Origin of the sequence: Leptospira licerasiae serovar Varillal str. VAR 010, from assembly GCF_000244755.1 — a bacterium.
Taxonomy (GTDB): Bacteria; Spirochaetota; Leptospiria; order Leptospirales; family Leptospiraceae; genus Leptospira_B; species Leptospira_B licerasiae.
Genome location: NZ_AHOO02000005.1, coordinates 499,844 through 515,422, shown reverse-complemented (window position 1 = coordinate 515,422; position 15,579 = coordinate 499,844). Strand labels below are relative to the sequence as shown.

Sequence of the window (15,579 nt, the reverse complement as noted above, 5' to 3'; positions counted from 1 at the left end):
ATTGAATGAATCCATTCCAAATCAATCGGAGTGGAAGCGAGAAGGGCGGTAATCACCGCCTTTCTTTTTTTAGCTTTCTACTCGTAACATTTTTCACGTTAGTATTCTCTTTTTGTAAAGAATCCAAGCCACTTTCTCCGGAAGCGGAAGCCGGTAGAGGATTGTATATGGCTAACTGTATTGCTTGTCATAACGCAAATCCCAAACTGGACGGCGCAGTCGGACCATCTGTGGCAAATTCTTCGTATGAATTATTGGAAGCTAGAATGAGAGGAGAATATCCTCCAGGTTACGTTCCTAAACGTCAGAGTACGGCGATGACCCGTTTTAATTTTACGGAAGCTCAGATAAGATCATTAGAAGAGTTTTTGAAACAATAAGATCTTTAGTAAGCTTCGACGTAGTCCGCGCAGCTTACTGGATTTAATTTCTTCCGATGGAGATCCGAACATTTCTTAGAATATCTATGATCTGCTTATGGATCCTTCCATTGGAAGCTACCACTTCTGCCTGTCCCGATAAGAAGTGTTTTCCTTGAAAGTCTGTGAGTTTACCGCCTGCTTCCGTTAAGATCACGGAGCTTGCGACAGTATCCCAGAGTTTTACACCCTTCTCCCAAATCCCGTCGAGTACACCTTCTGCTACCCAACATGTATCCAATACGAAAGATCCGGTCCTTCTCATAGATCTACCGCAACTGATGAATGCAGTGATGTCGGAAATGACTTCGTTTAAGATTTCCTTTCTATTTGTAGGAAAGCTGGATACCAAAAGGGATCTTGCAAGTGCGTCCGTGTTAGAAACATCAATTCGAAGTCCGTTCTTGAATGCACCTTGGCTTAAGATTGCAGAGTAACGTGTATCTAATTCCGGCGCGAATACAACTCCTGCAACAGGAGTTTCTCTATGTTCTAAACCTACGGATACACAATAGAGAGGAATGCCTCGTACAAAATTCATAGATCCGTCGATCGGGTCCAAAACCCAACGGAAAGAATTACTTCCGTCGTGTTTGAAATAATCTTCGGAAATGATGGAGTCGTTTGGAAAGTTTTGTCGGATGAAATCGATTAGAAATTTTCCCATCAATTCGTCCGCTTTATGAATTCGTTCTTTTTCTTCGGAGTCGCTTACGATCCCGAAAACTCGGATCTCCTTTTGGAGTTTACGAGCGGATTCCAGTATAAGCCCGGATACGGATTGGACTGATTTCACTCTCTTCTTCACTTCTTCAAGAGGGAAATCTATGGGAGGTGCTAAGGATTCCATGTTCGGGTCTTATGTCCTTTACGCCCGCAAAATTTTCCAGGCCATGTTTCCCGAGGGGGAAATGATCCTCTCCGATTTATGAGATCGGAGCCAAGCGAAGAATGAATTTCGGGCAGATTCTTCTAAGGTCATGCTGCCTGGTCTTAACAAAAGATCAACTACTTGGTGAAACGAATTAAAATCCTTTGCGATCTTATCTAGGGAAGGATCCAAAAACCTGGTGGTCAGGGTCAGGTATTCCACCGCCAAAGGTGCGAAAATTTTTCCAAGAGTCCAATCCGAAGGAGTGATCCCTAGGGACTCATGGATAAAGTTCACCTGCTTAGAATAGTCGACCTCGTCAAAAATTTCGGAATATGTGTGCCTAACTCCTTCGAACGTATCCTTTGAGATCTGGACCATAAAATCGGATTCTTGGTACTTCTTAGCGGTGAAGTCGATCACTGCATCTTCTAACAATGTAAGAGAATCCAGAGGGATCACTCTGGAAGAAAAATAGGCTCTCTTGGTGTAAACGGACATAGTTTTTCCCTGAGAAGCTTGAGCATAAATGTCTTCCTTGGGTGCACCGCCAAGATGCATTACATGAAAGCTGGTAACGATAGCAAAAGGAGGAAGTTTATCTCTCCAGACTTCCGGAGAATTTTCCCTAAACATTTCTCCTTCGGTATAGAACGGTCTGATCAGAAACAAACGATCGATATCTCTTTTTGGTCTAGGTTCGGGAAGAACTAGAGAATCCGCGACTAACTCGGGTGCCAGATGAAGTAAGGACTTCAGAAAACTTTCTGCGGCGCTAAACTCAATTTCGAAGACAGAAGTGGAAGGTAGAATAAACTTCTCTTCGAATTCAATGAAGGAAGTATGAAGATTATCCACATAAACGGAATTTTCCTTGTTCCTTCCATTCGAATGATTCTGTAAGAGCCTGTTTAATTCTTTAACTTCATTCAGCTTCATTATTTTGTTTTAGTCAAGATCCTCACCTCATACGGTTTGAGTAGCTTGAAACCGGCGAGAGCCTTCTTACCGGAATGATTGATAAAAATTTCGTAGTCTTTCGACTTTCCCTTTCTAAAGCTGCGCTCCACTGTAGGTCCGTAAAAAGTAAAAGGGACGTCTGCCATTCTTAACGTTCTTCTGTACAATAGCATAAAAGATATCGGACTGAGGCTTGCTCCAACGTATACGACAGATCCTTTTCCGAATCGATTACAAGTTATGACAGGTTTTCCTTTATAAAATTTTTTATTATCGGAATATCTTGCCCAAACCTTGGCAGTAGTCGGTTCAAGTATTTCACAGATTTTGGAACAAGTGCCCGGTAATAGCCTGAATCGGAACTTAACGTTCTGATTTCCTACTGATTCGAACTTTCTGACTTTGACTCCTGCCATTTCGGAGAATGGACCAGGCACCTGAGAATCCAACATCCATGAGTTTGTGTCCTTCAACCCTGCTCTATATCCTAAAACTAAAACACCTCCCCCTTTAACGAATTGCTCCAATTTTTTTACAATAGTGTCTTCTACCATTGCATACAGTGGAAGTACCAATACTTTGTATTTGGAAAAGTCAGCTTTTGATATGGGTAAGAAGTGAGTGTTTACGTTTAGAATATTGAGACCTGCAAACCAAGTGGCCATTTCAATGTCGTAACCCACTTGTGCAAAAGGAACAGGACTATGTTTTAAACCGGAAGAGATTGGTTGGTGTTTGAAGTTCCTCGCATTCTCTATATCATGAAGAACTGCCACATCTGCGGGAAAATGTTCGGATGCAAAATCCTCTGCTTCAGGCAGGATCTCAGAGATCCCTTTTTGCAATTCGAAATATCTATCGGTCAAGGACTTGTCGTGGTCTAAGATCCCGTAACAGAGCTGCTCTTGTCCGAATCTTGCAGTTCTATATCTAAAAAATATAATTTGTTCCGCGCCCTGTACGATCGCTTGTTTCATCCAAAGTTGTATTTGACCTGGAGCAGGAAGATAACCCAAAGTATCATGCCCTTGGAATCCTGATATTTGTTCCATCACGGTAAACGGAAGATCTTTCAAGCCTCGGTTGTACTGATGCATCGCTGAGATAAACGGATGAGGGAACGGTTCTTCTTGGTCTCCCCAAGTAGGATAATTGTCCCAAGAAACGTAATCTAAATGCGTGAATAATTCGCTCATATCGATCACAGGGAGAAAAGGACTCGGATATAAATTCGTAGTAAGCTTTCTGCTAGGAGAAAACTTTCTAACAATATCGGCCTGCAATTTTACAAAATCCACAATCGTATCCGAATGGAACCTATAAAAGTCTTGGATCATAGATGGATTAAAACCTGCGCTCACATGAGGACCTGGCAAAGGAATCTCGTTCCAGTCGTTAAAGATTACTCCCCAAAAAATATTTCCCCAAGTATCGTTTAAGTTCTGGATCGTTTTATATTTTTGTTTCAACCAAAGACGAAATGCTTTAAGAGAAGTTTCAGAATGATCAATATCGGAACCTTCGTGACCGATCTCATTGTCGATCTGCCAGCCGATAACTGCAGGATGATTTCCTAATGTTTGGGCCATCTTAGTAACGACTCGAACCACTGCTTTTCTATAATTTGGAGAAGAGAAACATGCTTGTCTTCTTGTGCCTATGTTTCTTAAAACTCCATCTCTGGTCTGAAGAACGTCAGGATATTTTTTTGCGAGCCAGGGGGGGAATGTGGCTGTTGGAGTTCCTAGGATCACATCTATTTTGTGCTTATGAAAGAGATCCAACATCTTCTTCCAAAAAGAAAAATCGAATTTGCCCTCTTTAGGTTCTACTAGGGCCCAAGAAAACTCTGCGAGACGGACTCTGGATAATCCCATGTCCTTCATGATCCGAATGTCCTCTTCCCAATCTTTAGGAGTCCATTGTTCGGGATAATAATCAGCTCCGAAAATCATTCGATCCTCGCATCTTAAAAAGGTAGAGACGATAATTCTCTTAAGGGAAGATCTTTCCAGAAAGAAAACCGGGAAATCCCATCGAAATTCGGAAAAAATACTGTCTTTTCGATACGATTCAGGGAGAATAGATTAGAATCTCTCCCTTACAGGTCGGGAATCCGATATTACATGGAAAATAACGATATATACCATTATGGGATTCTTCCCGACGTTCACTTTCGTTTTTCCTCGGCGGAAATTTCTTACGCAGTAACCGCAGCGTCTAACTTACACGGTTTTGACGATGCTGGTACGGAGCTTCTTGCAAGGACAATGCTAGCCGCATTCTTCTTGGCTGATTTAGTAAAAGAAGACACAAAGGTAAGCGTTCAAATCCGCTTTTACGACGACTCAGAGATCCATTCAGTATTAGCATATAGTACTCGTAACGGAAGACTTAAGGCAACTTTAAGACATCGTCCTGAAGAAGATATAGAATCCGGACAGATCTCCGAAGAAAATTTAGGGATTTTGAAAGTATTCCGTTGGAAAGACGGAGAATGTATTTATCAATCCATCGTTCCTTTTCGGAACCAAAGTTTTGAAACGAATATCGAAAATTATCTGAGAGATTCGGAACAGGTACCTTCCTTTTTGGTGGCTTATGTCAAACAAGAAGGTCTCCATTGGAGAATCAAAGGTCTGTTCTTACAAGCGTTACCGGAAGCGAGACCGGAACATATAGATGCAGTCAGAGAACTTGCCGGAAAACTAGAAGAGGAAAAATCAAAAATTTACGAAGGGACCGTTTCCCAAGCATTAGAAATTTTGCAATCTTCTTGGAATACAAAGTTCGAGATATTGGAGACCGGAAGGCCGGAATATAGATGTGATTGTTCGGAAGAGAAGATCAAAGAACTCATCCAAAATTTAGGAAAAGAAGAAGCGATGGATATCGCAGAAGAGCAAGGACAGATCGAAGTCACTTGTGAATTCTGTAATTCTATCTATAGATTTCCAAAGGCGCAGGTCTTAGAGTTATTTTAGAAAGTAGAATGTCAGGACGGTTTGAAAATCTTACCTTAGATTCTATCGATACCCCTGTCTTAAAACTTGCAGGGATTGTAGCTGCCGTCTGGAAAGACGGAAACTTTCCTCTACTTCTTCTTTCCGGAAAGATGGGCTCAGGCAAAACCACGTTTGTTTCTAAACTTGTAAATGCTTTGTTGGATCACCTGAAACCAGAATTGGATAGATCCAAATTATTTGTAAATTCACCTACTTATACTTTGATGAATGAGTATCCGTTTCCGGAAATTCAAAATAGATCGGGAGATCCCTTAAAGATCTTTCATTTTGATCTGTATCGGATCGGTTCTTTTGAGGAAATTACGGACTTAGGTTTTGAAGAATATTGGGACGGCAAAGGGATTTCACTGATAGAATGGTGGGAAAAGGCAGAACCTGAATTTAAGGGTAAAAAATTCATTATCAAGATCGGTTTGGAAGAAGCAGACGAAGATACTCGGAATCTGCAGATCGAGTTTTTGGGAGAAGAATGGAGAAGGCCCGATTTAGAGATCGAGTCCTTTCTGAAGTCGGAGAAAATCTTATGACAAAAATATTATTCTTCGATGCGACCAATTCTTGGATCCTAGTCGGATGTTATCTTAAATCGAACGATGGCAAACTGGAAAAACTTTCCGAATATCGGGAATTGCATAATAGAGAATCCTCTCTATTACTCATTAAAGAAATTTCCAATTGTTTGAAGGTATCCAATTGGGAAAAACCTGATATAATAGTAACTACAACCGGTCCTGGATCTTTTACCGGGATCAGGATCTCAGTAGCGACTGCGCGGAATTTTTCACAGATCTGGAATATTCCGGTCTTAGGAATTGATAGTTTAGAATTGTACACCAGCCAATACTATGCGGAATCCGAATCTTCCGTTTGTGTGGGAATAGAAGCGAAACAAGGAAAAATTTATTTCGGTCTAAGAGACTCCAGAGGTTATTGGGGCACCTTGGACATTGCTCCGGATCTGATCCCGGAAACAATCCCGGAAGATAGGATAGGCTCTTATCTTACCGGAATTAAGTTCAGCGACTCTCCCGAATTTTTTGCGGGAACAAATATGAAAGAAAATCTTCCTTCGCCGGAAGCGAGTTTGTTGGAGAAGTCCAGCGAGATCAAGAAGGCGTTATCTAAACCGGAAGATCATTCTTATCTGCAATTAGTTCCGAATTATCTAAGAGGAACTTACGCTGACGATAAGCCTAAGGTATATTATACATGACACAAAAAAAGAAAACAGTTAAACAAATACAGACAAAGAAAAAAATAAAAACAAAACAGAATAGTGAAGAGAACAAAAGATCCAAAGGACCCGTTCCGAAAGAATCGAAAGAGAACGCTTTAAGAAAAAAGATCAGAGAAGCAAAGGAGATGATCTTTAAAAAGAAAAAGGATCATAAGTCTTCTCGCTCCGCCGAATCGGAAATTTTTCCTGTCGAAAAGAAAGTCCAACGAGATCAAAAAAGCCGTAAATTTGATCCTCCACCGCCTTCTCCTCCTAAAAAAGAAAAAGAATTTAAGACTCCTAAGTTTAAGAAAGACTCCAAACCGGAATCTCATGTACCTGCATCAAAGCCAAAATTTTACGATAGAAAATTCGGAAGTCATGAATGGGAAAGAGAGAATGAGCCGGGTAGAAAACTTCTAAAATTTTTCCGTTCTAAAGCAGGCAAAGTTCTCTCGATGCAAGAGGTATACTCCAAGTTCATCGCGCATGCAGGCCAGAAAAAAGGTTATAGAAGGGAAAAATGGGAAGCCCAAGAACAAAAACGTTCTGCGGAAGAGATTCTGATCTTTTTCGAAAATGAAGGTCTGATAGAGATCCAAAAAAAGAATATAATCGTTCGTTCAAATCAGACCTTAAGCGGAACCATCTCTTTAAGTAAAAAAGGAGACGGCTTCGTAAAACTGACTACTGGAACCGAAGTTTTTGTTCCTGGACAATACACTTCCTCCGCTATCCAAGGTGACCTTGTGGAAATTCTTCCTACAGGTATCGGCCGCAAAGGAAAGTTAGAAGGGGAAGTCGTATCTGTTATTCGCAGAGGGCGTGAACTTTATAGAATGAAGGTCACTGAAAAGGATTATAAATTTATAGTCGGAACTTTTTTGGATATGGAAGGAGATCTGAAAGAGGGCTTCCTTCCCCGCAAAACATTACTCCAGGATCTACAGGATGAGATCAATATCGGAGATGTTCTGATCGTAACCTTAAAGCAGGATTCCGATCATGAAAAAAATCTATACGAAGCTCACTTCGTTAGATTCGAGTCGGATACAAAAGAAGACACGGATCTAATGCGGATGTTAATGAAGTACAATTATACGATCCTTTATCCGGAGGAAATAAAGTTAGAAGAACTTCCGGACGAAGTGGAAGAGTCTACAGTAGACAACTGGAATTCTAGAGTGGATTTAAGAGAACTCAAATCCATCACGATAGACGGAGAATACTCAAAGGACTTTGACGATGCAATTTCATTTATAGACGAAGGCAAGAAGATCCGATTTTACGTTCATATCGCTGATGTTTCTCACTATGTAACACCAGGCTCTGCTCTGGACATTGAAGCATATGCCAGGGCAACTTCCGTTTATTTAGGAAGCAGAGTAGTTCCGATGTTACCTCCTGAACTTTCCGAAAATCTTTGTAGTCTTGTTGCAAAGAAGAATCGTCTCGCATTTACAGTGGAGATGGAAGCGGATTGGAGCGGAACTATCTTCCATGCTAAATTTTATAAATCCATAATACGTGTAGCCGAAAGATACACTTATAATCGTGCGGAAGAAGAGATCAAATCGGGAGATCCGAAAAATTGGATCTTTCAGATGATGAAATTTGCGGACGTTCTTAGGAGGAGAAGACTAAACTCGGGAAGAATCGATCTAAATCTGAAAGAGACCAAGGTAGTCACCGATTCCGAACATAATGTGGTCGAGATCAAACCTGTGGATAGATTACAGGCTCATATCCTGATCGAAGAATTTATGCTTTCTGCGAACATCAAAGTAGCAGAATACATACGCAAGAAGGAAAGACCGACTTTATATCGTGTCCATGAACCGATGGATGTGGAAAAACTTGAAATGCTAAATTCGTTTCTAAGATTGAACGGGGTCAACGCACAATTACAGGATACGTCTTACGAATCGATTCGTAATGTCCTACAAGTGATCGAAGGAAGCCCAGCAGAGCGTCTGTTTAATATTTCTCTTTTGAGAAGTTTTATGCAGGCATATTATTCGGGAGAGTATTTGGGACATTGGGGACTAGGTTTCAAAGACTATTGTCATTTCACTTCTCCCATTCGTCGTTATCCTGATTTGGTTTGTCACAGGGTTTTAGAAAGTATCCTACTCTCGGAAAAAGAACCATATTCCGAAGAAGACATTAAAGTAATGGGTCTTCATACTTCTCATGAAGAAAGAAAGGCAACGGATTCAGAAAGAGATTATTATAAACTCAAAGCCTGCAGATTTTTGGAAAAAACTGGTATCAGAGAATTTACTGCAACTCTTGTCGGATTCAAAGCAGCGGTTGCGTTTGTAGAATTGAATAATCCTCCAGTGGAAGCGATCATTCCTGCGATTGAGTTTACTGACGAAGGAGAGTTACAAGCGGACACTGACTTCACATTCTATTCTAAAAAATATACCAAACAATATTCATTAGGAGAAACTTTCCAAGTGGAATTGGATAGAATTGATTTTGAAGAAATTAAAATTTATGTGAAGATGCAAAAATTCCAAAAGAAAGGATAGACAAAGTCAAACATATTCCAGAACATTCGTTACGGCAAACTTTGTTTTTTCGAACAAAGTTTAGGAGTTAGAATTGGAATCGTTTCTGGATGAGAAAGTTTCTCGTAGTCGCTTTCTAAAGTTTTTGCTCAAAACGGCGGCCGTATCGGCCATCCTAGTTCCCCAAGCTTCCTGCAAATCTGGACCAATTCCTAAATTGCATGGACTGAGTGATTCTGAATACCTTGCTTTCAAATCATTGGAAGAAGTTTTCCTCGTAGGAAATCCAATCCAAGGATTCGACTTGGGGGTCGCCGCAGATAAATACATCTACGGTCATCCTTATCCTATCGATACAGAATCTGTTTTGAAATTATTGGCATTCTTGCCGGGCTCTTCCCTTGTTTCTCTTGCTTTGGATTTTTCTTTTACCTCTATGGTCGGACTTTCCAAAGAAGATAGAGAGAAACGACTTCTTTCCTGGAAAAACTCTTCCTTATCTTTGAAAAGAGGCGCTTACAATATCATGCGTCAGTTGTCTTTCTTCTTGGTATCTATGGAAAGAGATTATAACGAACTAGTGGGATATAAAGGTTAAGAACTATGGGAGCAATTCCTGAGGCAAATTATAAGATCATCACTCCGGAAAAACACGAATCTTTGATCAAAGAGAACGGGATCAAAGACGGAGTTTGGAAATTGAAAGCGGAAGCTGTCATCATTGGTTCCGGAGCGGGAGGGGCGGTTGTAGCTGCCACCCTTGCTAAAGCAGGATGGAAAGTAATCCTGATCGAAGAAGGCGGATATTTTACTCCTGCAAAATTCACAGGAGATGAATTCCTTTCCCAAGCTAGATTGTATAGGGATGCAGGGTTTATCATCTCAGAAGAGCAAACTCTTTCCATCTTACAAGGAAGAACTGTTGGAGGTTCTACCACTGTAAACTGGCAAACTTCTCTTTATCCCCCCGATTACGTGACCAACGAATGGGATTCTCGTTTCGGTTGGAAAGGTTACGGAAGACAGGAAATGGACGCTTATATTTCGGAAGTACATGAAAGAATAGGTGTTCACGAAGTTCCTCAAAATTTGATCAATGCAAACAATAGCACTTTAATGAAAGGCGGAAAAGCATTAGGCTTGCATCCTGAAGTATTAAAAAACAATAATAGAGGATGTATAGGGCTCGGCCGTTGCGGTTTGGGTTGCCCTATCAATGCAAAACAATCCGCATTCTTAACTTGGATCCCTGATGCGATCGAGGCAGGCGCTACTGTAATCTCCAATATGAGAGCGCAATACATCCAAGACGGAGATATTAAAACTGTAGTTGCTGAATTTACTCCTGATCCTTACGAAAAGGCTCCAAGCAATGTATTGCAAAAAGTAGTGATCGACGCTCCGGTTGTTATCGTGAGTGCCGGTGCAATTGAAGGACCTGCACTTCTGCAAAGATCCGGCCTCGGAAACGACTGGGTAGGAAGAAATTTGAAAGTCCATCCTACAAGCACGAACTTTGCGATCTTTGATGAGACAATCAATATGTTCTCCGGACCTCCTCAATCCGCAGTGATTAAGGACGGCCATAACCAAAATAATACAGGTTATGGATATTGGTTAGAAGTTGCTCCTTTCCGTCCTACTTTGGCGAGTTCTTTGATCCCTTTCTATGGTCAGAGACAATTTGATACTATGAAAAAATATCCGAACATGAGTGCTGGGATCGTACTCGTTCGTGACGGCGCGGATGGAGAGGCGAACGCTTCTGTAAAATGGTCTTTGGGAAGAAGAAAAGTATATTTCGAGATAACTCCTACCGACGGCAAAAATTTACTCAAAGGTCTGAAGGCACTTGCAGAAGTTCAAGTTGCCGCCGGTGCAAAGGCGATCGTATTCCCATTCCCTGATGTAGAAGAACCTATCCCAGTGGATAAAAATTCCAAGTTCGATTGGATCCTGGATAAAAGTATCGAGCCGGGAAAGATCGCAATCGGTTCCGCTCACCCTCATGGTTCTATCCAAGCAGCTAAGTCTCCCGACCTAGGTGCGGTTGATATGGACTTTCAACTCTATGGTCATAAGAATATTTTCGTAATGGATGCTTCCGTGTATCCTACTGGATTATCCGTAAATCCTCAGATTACGACCATGAGTGTGAATTTGAGGGCCGCAAGAGCCTTGGCACAGAGAAAGGCAGAAGTTTTAGGAAATAAATAATTCCTATAGGAAGGCGAGAATTCCACTTTATTCGTGGCGTTCTCATCCAAAATTGGATAAATGCCTTCCTTCTTTTGTAGTATTCGGAGGGAAAATATAGGTCTTACTAGTATGGCTAGGGCCTTATTTTCTTTACTGATTTGCTTTAGTATCTTCTTCTTTTCCGATTCTGTCTTCGCAGATATGAAAGAAGGCAAAAAAGCCTATTCTCGAAAGGATTACACAGAGGCTCTCAAACAATTCCAAAAATATAATGATGGAAACCCTTCTTCCGGCGAGGCCTGGATGTACATTGGTTATATCTACGAAAGCAGAAAAGATTACGCCAAATCCATCCAAGCATTCAAAAAAGCGGTCAGTTTAAATCTCCCTAAAAAGGATCTAGTCAACTCTCTTACAAAGATCATACTTTATCATAATTACCAAAGAGATTACGGAGAAGTGATCTCTTATTCCAATCGATTATTAAAGATCGATCCTGACCTTTCTCACATCCAAAAGATCAGAGCAGCTGCAGAAGAAAGATATTCTTCCGGAGGACCTCGCAAACCTGTTTATCACGAAGACGAGCCTGAACAGGAAAGTGTTTCCGCTCTGGAAAAAAAGTTAAAACAGGATCCTAATAACAGGGAGATTCTTTGGAGACTTGCATTAGCTTATTATAATGAAAAAGATTTCGCTAAGTCCGAAACCATTCTTTCCGGATTAGTGAAAAGTGAACCGGATAATGTGGAGTATGGTTATAAGTACGGAGCTTTACTCGTTCGTATCGGGAATTATGACGATGCACTTGTGGTCCTGAATCGTATAGAACCAAAGATCCCATCCGAAAGAGAAAAGTTACTCTACTATACTCACCTGACCCAAGCGGCAGCTTATCATAAAAAGAAAAATTTCGAAGAAGCATCCAAGTATTATCGAAAGGCTCATGCAAATAAGCATACGGTTTTGCCTTTGATCGGTCTGACCAAAATTAAATGGCAGCAAAAAGATTGTGATAACGCGATCAAAACCGCCGAAAAGGCCCTAGAATACGGTGAAAAGACCAGAGAGATCCGGATGTATATCGGTCTCTGCAAGATACAGATCGGCAAAAAAGAAGAAGGTTATGATCTGCTGAAAGAGATCGCTTCCGCTATCGAAAAAGAAAATCCGGAGCTGAAAGATCTTCCGGATGTTTATTACGACGGCATCTTAAAACTTGCAAGATATTATACAAATAACGGCAATTACGAAAAAGCTCTCAAATATTTTCATGCAGTGCAGCCGGATGAAGAAGAAATCAGAGAATATAATTTTTATTTAGGTAAAACCTATCTATATACAGGTTCCGTAGACAAAGCGATCAATCATTTGGAAAAGGTGGAGGATTCCGCAGGAGCATATTACCTTTTAGCGAAATGTTACGCTGAGAAGAACGACCAAGAAAGGGCCATGTCCTATATTAAAAAATCCGGAAGTATTAAATCTTCTTACTGGGCGTCTGCGGAAAAAGATAAGGCGTTTAAAAAGTTCAGATCAGAAGAAAATTTCAAAATATTCTTAGAGACTCGTGCCGGGACCAGAGATCATAAAAAAACGGAAGATGAAAAAGAAGAAGACGATTCCCAAGATAGGGACTAATCGTTTACTTTCTTTTTGTAAGTAAACTTTCCAGATCCACTTGGCCGGGAGCTTTCGGTTCTCCCAAACAACAATATGTGAATTGAGATCCTATTTTTTCGGGAAAGATCCTAAATTCTTTTCCGGATTCTCCCATCAAAATTCCGCAAAATCCGATCGGAATATTCTGTTTGGCACACAGCTTAGAAAGTTTGAGAGCCGAATGTTGGAATTCCTCTGATTCATGCTCGTTCTTTGGGAGTAGAGCTATTTTAAAAATTCTTTGGAAAGGAAGTTCAGACTTAACTGTAGCTAAAACTTCTTCCGTAACAGGCCTTAAGAAAAAAAGCAATTCTTCGTAATCTGGAATTCCTGAAAAACTATGAACAGATCGAATGATCCCGAAACGCTCCTCGTCTATACCATTAAAGACCGGATTGTCTTTATCTAGTTCCAGATCTATATAATGTTTTCCTGATTCAAGTCCGGCAAGTAAGGGTCTGACATTTTCTCTATTCCAAATACCTAAACTTTTCAAGCTGGAATCTTCAGGTTGTCTGTAGGTGAAAACGCAAGCCGCGTTTAGATCCTCTATTTTTTGTAAGATCTTTTCCGGAGCGTCCTTATCGGAACGAAATTGGTCCAAGCGGATCTCTAAAAAATCGGCTTTAGGAAGGGTTTTTAATCCGAAAAACTCTTCCTCATTCAATGTAAGAATGATCCATATTTTTTGAGAATCCTTTCGGTTCATCGAAAATCAGAGTCCTTTTTGTAAAAGGTCGTGGATGGAAACTATACCTAGCAAGACACCGTCCTTATTGACAATCGGAGCTACGGAGATAGGTTTTTCTCTTCTTTCCATCGATTGTAAAACATCGTAAGCCATGATTCCGCTTTCGAACACTGAAGGTTTGGGATTCATCAGATCTTTAGCTTTAATGGATTTGTCTAACTTTCCATCGTTTAATAATTTTCTAATATCATAATCGGTCACGAATCCGATTAGTTTTCCACTCGGGTCCACTACACCTGTCGCGCCTACCAGCTTTTTTGTGATCTCGGAAAGAACTTCTTCTAAACTTGCATCGGAGTTAACTTTTGCAAGTTTGTCTCCTTTTCTCATCACATCGTCCACTTTTAGGGACAATCTTTTTCCGAGTCTTCCTGCAGGATGATATAATGCAAAATCCTCTTTTTGGAAATTTCTAAGTTCCATCAATGCCATTGCGATCGCATCTCCCAACATTAACGCGATGGTGGTACTTGAGGTCGGTGCGAGTTCTAGAGGACATGCCTCTTTCAATACAGGAGTTAGGACTACGATATCGCAGTCTAAGGCTAATCTAGACTGAGGATTTGCAGTCAGGCCGACTAACTTTGCTCCAATACTTTTTATGGTAGGAAGAAGGTTTAGTAATTCTTCACTTTCACCGCTCTTACCGATTGCGATTACCACATCTCCATGCGCTAAAATTCCAGCGTCGCCGTGTGCTGCATCAGATGGATGCAGAAAATAAGAAGGAGTTCCTGTAGAAGATAAAGTAGATGCGATCTTTTTGCCTACGTCCCCGGATTTTCCGACGCCGGTCACGATTACCTTTCCTTTGGATTGGAAGATCAACTCTACCGCTTTTTCTACGTTTGGATCTAGATTCTCTCTAAAATGGAGGATTGCTTCGATCTCGGTATCCAAAGCTTTTTTAACTTTATCTAATGTATTTCCCACTTCTAATTCTCCTCGCCCGTTTCTAATAGTTCCGAATCCAATTCCAAGGATACTGTAGTATCCATACCCGAAATGGAAACAAGAATAGACGATTTACTTCCTTTTCGGATCACTCTGGCCTTTCTGTCCTTAAAAGGCCCGCTCATGATGAGTACCTTTTTACCGGGAGCCAGCATCTTTTCCCTTTCGATCTTGATCCTGTCCGGATACTCCGTCACAAGTTGGCGGATCATCTCGATATCGTTCTCTTCGATTACAAGAGGGGTCTCTCCGATAGAAACCAATCGTACCGCTCCTGTAGTTTCTAGTACTTTTAATTTTTCGGTCCTTATATCAATTTTTACGAATACGTAAGAAGGAAAAACCGGGATCAGAACGATTTTGATCCTATCAGACCATTGTTTTTTGGTCGAGATAATCGGCAAGTATTGGGTTATACCTTTTTTGGAAAGTTCTAACGCTAACTTTTTCTCTGCCCTAGAGTTGGTATAAACTGCATACCATGATTTGGAAGATTCACTCATCAGATTCAATGCGGAAGGATACCGGAATAATTATTATATTTCCTTCCGGTAGTTGAAATTTCCAGCTAGAAACTGATCTTCTAAACTGTGTTTCGAAAACCTTATATTTGCATGGCTTGATAGTAGTGACTTTTTTAGCGGCTCCGTTAGCTCCTATCAGCACTTCCCAAGAACAATCAGATTCTAATCTTTGCTCCAAGGCTTCCGGAGGAAAATGGATCTCGTTTTTGAATCTTTCGATCTCCGCTTCCGGAGTCCCAGCTATATCCGAGTTGGAAGAAGTATTCGGTCCTTCTCCTGAATTTTTAGGAAGTGAAAAATGTAAACTTGGGATCTGTCCCTTGCTAAGGCTAAGTTTGATCTGTTCCGAAAAAGTTTCAGGGTTTAGGTTTCGGATCAAGTAATAGGATAAAAATGCGATCACATGGATAGAGAGAGATATGTAAAATGAAACTCTGGCTTCCATAGGATTGATACGATTTTACAAGTATAATTAATATTG

General features: G+C 40.7%; 15 protein-coding genes. 8 read left to right on the top strand and 7 right to left on the bottom strand.

Annotation, left to right across the window (positions count from 1 at the left end):
• The first annotated feature begins 5 nt into the window (after positions 1 to 5).
• Entirely contained in the window at positions 6 to 380 is a 375-nt protein-coding gene (locus tag LEP1GSC185_RS02920) for a c-type cytochrome (RefSeq protein ID WP_008589533.1), read from the top strand.
• A 43-nt stretch (positions 381 to 423) separates the two neighbouring features.
• On the opposite strand, the gene LEP1GSC185_RS02915 is transcribed toward LEP1GSC185_RS02920, so the two are convergent.
• The 3 genes from LEP1GSC185_RS02915 to LEP1GSC185_RS02905 are packed head-to-tail and all read right to left on the bottom strand — an operon-like array spanning position 424 to position 4,205.
• Positions 424 to 1,269 carry an inositol monophosphatase family protein gene (locus tag LEP1GSC185_RS02915; RefSeq protein ID WP_008589950.1) on the bottom strand — a complete coding sequence of 282 codons (846 nt, stop codon included), beginning with the start codon at positions 1,267 to 1,269 and terminating at the stop codon, positions 424 to 426.
• Between the two features lie 18 nt (positions 1,270 to 1,287).
• Positions 1,288 to 2,229: an LIC_10030 family protein gene (locus LEP1GSC185_RS02910; RefSeq protein ID WP_008590108.1), complete on the bottom strand. Its 942-nt coding sequence runs from the start codon at positions 2,227 to 2,229 to the stop codon at positions 1,288 to 1,290.
• Positions 2,229 to 4,205, bottom strand: coding sequence for a beta-galactosidase (locus LEP1GSC185_RS02905; RefSeq protein ID WP_008589565.1), 1,977 nt, complete (start codon positions 4,203 to 4,205; stop codon positions 2,229 to 2,231). Before LEP1GSC185_RS02905 ends, LEP1GSC185_RS02910 begins: the two co-directional genes overlap by 1 nt.
• A gap of 171 nt (positions 4,206 to 4,376) precedes the next feature.
• Here LEP1GSC185_RS02905 and LEP1GSC185_RS02900 point away from each other — a divergent pair, with 171 nt between their 5' ends.
• The 7 genes from LEP1GSC185_RS02900 (at position 4,377) to LEP1GSC185_RS02870 (ending at position 12,848) form a co-directional block, all read left to right on the top strand.
• Positions 4,377 to 5,234, top strand: coding sequence for an Hsp33 family molecular chaperone HslO (locus tag LEP1GSC185_RS02900; RefSeq protein ID WP_008590985.1), 858 nt, complete (start codon positions 4,377 to 4,379; stop codon positions 5,232 to 5,234).
• 8 nt (positions 5,235 to 5,242) lie between these two features.
• Positions 5,243 to 5,803 (top strand): tRNA (adenosine(37)-N6)-threonylcarbamoyltransferase complex ATPase subunit type 1 TsaE, encoded by a 561-nt coding sequence (tsaE, locus tag LEP1GSC185_RS02895; RefSeq protein WP_008589811.1) that lies wholly within the window; start codon positions 5,243 to 5,245, stop codon positions 5,801 to 5,803.
• On the top strand, positions 5,800 to 6,489 hold the full coding sequence (gene tsaB, locus LEP1GSC185_RS02890) for a tRNA (adenosine(37)-N6)-threonylcarbamoyltransferase complex dimerization subunit type 1 TsaB (RefSeq protein WP_008590920.1): 690 nt from the start codon (positions 5,800 to 5,802) through the stop codon (positions 6,487 to 6,489). The genes tsaE and tsaB overlap by 4 nt, the downstream gene beginning before the upstream one ends.
• Positions 6,486 to 9,029 (top strand): ribonuclease R family protein, encoded by a 2,544-nt coding sequence (locus LEP1GSC185_RS02885; RefSeq protein ID WP_008591377.1) that lies wholly within the window; start codon positions 6,486 to 6,488, stop codon positions 9,027 to 9,029. Before tsaB ends, LEP1GSC185_RS02885 begins: the two co-directional genes overlap by 4 nt.
• 73 nt (positions 9,030 to 9,102) lie before the next feature.
• On the top strand, positions 9,103 to 9,606 hold the full coding sequence (locus LEP1GSC185_RS02880) for a hypothetical protein (protein WP_008591169.1): 504 nt from the start codon (positions 9,103 to 9,105) through the stop codon (positions 9,604 to 9,606).
• A gap of 5 nt (positions 9,607 to 9,611) precedes the next feature.
• Positions 9,612 to 11,225, top strand: a complete 1,614-nt coding sequence (locus LEP1GSC185_RS02875) for a GMC family oxidoreductase (RefSeq protein WP_008591685.1) — start codon at positions 9,612 to 9,614, stop codon at positions 11,223 to 11,225.
• Positions 11,226 to 11,336: 111 nt separating this feature from the next.
• Complete coding sequence (locus LEP1GSC185_RS02870; protein WP_008589935.1) at positions 11,337 to 12,848, top strand: tetratricopeptide repeat protein; 1,512 nt, start codon at positions 11,337 to 11,339, stop codon at positions 12,846 to 12,848.
• Between the two features lie 4 nt (positions 12,849 to 12,852).
• On the opposite strand, the gene LEP1GSC185_RS02865 is transcribed toward LEP1GSC185_RS02870, so the two are convergent.
• The 4 genes from LEP1GSC185_RS02865 to LEP1GSC185_RS02850 are packed head-to-tail and all read right to left on the bottom strand — an operon-like array spanning position 12,853 to position 15,543.
• Entirely contained in the window at positions 12,853 to 13,578 is a 726-nt protein-coding gene (locus LEP1GSC185_RS02865) for a type I 3-dehydroquinate dehydratase (protein ID WP_008589927.1), read from the bottom strand.
• Positions 13,579 to 13,584: 6 nt separating this feature from the next.
• Positions 13,585 to 14,553, bottom strand: coding sequence for a KpsF/GutQ family sugar-phosphate isomerase (locus LEP1GSC185_RS02860; protein WP_008590690.1), 969 nt, complete (start codon positions 14,551 to 14,553; stop codon positions 13,585 to 13,587).
• Between the two features lie 2 nt (positions 14,554 to 14,555).
• Positions 14,556 to 15,077, bottom strand: coding sequence for a UpxY family transcription antiterminator (locus LEP1GSC185_RS02855; protein WP_010514990.1), 522 nt, complete (start codon positions 15,075 to 15,077; stop codon positions 14,556 to 14,558).
• Positions 15,070 to 15,543, bottom strand: a complete 474-nt coding sequence (locus tag LEP1GSC185_RS02850; protein WP_008590318.1) for an LIC_10042 family TonB-like protein — start codon at positions 15,541 to 15,543, stop codon at positions 15,070 to 15,072. The genes LEP1GSC185_RS02855 and LEP1GSC185_RS02850 overlap by 8 nt, the downstream gene beginning before the upstream one ends.
• Positions 15,544 to 15,579 lie beyond the last annotated feature (36 nt).

Coding starts and splice junctions, on each gene's coding strand:
- LEP1GSC185_RS02855 (WP_010514990.1), bottom strand. CDS start 15,077: ATGAGTGAATCTTCCAAATCATGGTATGCAGTTTATACCAACTCTAGG.
- LEP1GSC185_RS02870 (WP_008589935.1), top strand. CDS start 11,337: ATGGCTAGGGCCTTATTTTCTTTACTGATTTGCTTTAGTATCTTCTTC.
- LEP1GSC185_RS02915 (WP_008589950.1), bottom strand. CDS start 1,269: ATGGAATCCTTAGCACCTCCCATAGATTTCCCTCTTGAAGAAGTGAAG.
- LEP1GSC185_RS02900 (WP_008590985.1), top strand. CDS start 4,377: ATGGAAAATAACGATATATACCATTATGGGATTCTTCCCGACGTTCAC.
- LEP1GSC185_RS02920 (WP_008589533.1), top strand. CDS start 6: ATGAATCCATTCCAAATCAATCGGAGTGGAAGCGAGAAGGGCGGTAAT.
- LEP1GSC185_RS02885 (WP_008591377.1), top strand. CDS start 6,486: ATGACACAAAAAAAGAAAACAGTTAAACAAATACAGACAAAGAAAAAA.
- LEP1GSC185_RS02905 (WP_008589565.1), bottom strand. CDS start 4,205: ATGATTTTCGGAGCTGATTATTATCCCGAACAATGGACTCCTAAAGAT.
- LEP1GSC185_RS02865 (WP_008589927.1), bottom strand. CDS start 13,578: ATGAACCGAAAGGATTCTCAAAAAATATGGATCATTCTTACATTGAAT.
- tsaB (WP_008590920.1), top strand. CDS start 5,800: ATGACAAAAATATTATTCTTCGATGCGACCAATTCTTGGATCCTAGTC.
- LEP1GSC185_RS02910 (WP_008590108.1), bottom strand. CDS start 2,229: ATGAAGCTGAATGAAGTTAAAGAATTAAACAGGCTCTTACAGAATCAT.
- LEP1GSC185_RS02850 (WP_008590318.1), bottom strand. CDS start 15,543: ATGGAAGCCAGAGTTTCATTTTACATATCTCTCTCTATCCATGTGATC.
- tsaE (WP_008589811.1), top strand. CDS start 5,243: ATGTCAGGACGGTTTGAAAATCTTACCTTAGATTCTATCGATACCCCT.
- LEP1GSC185_RS02875 (WP_008591685.1), top strand. CDS start 9,612: ATGGGAGCAATTCCTGAGGCAAATTATAAGATCATCACTCCGGAAAAA.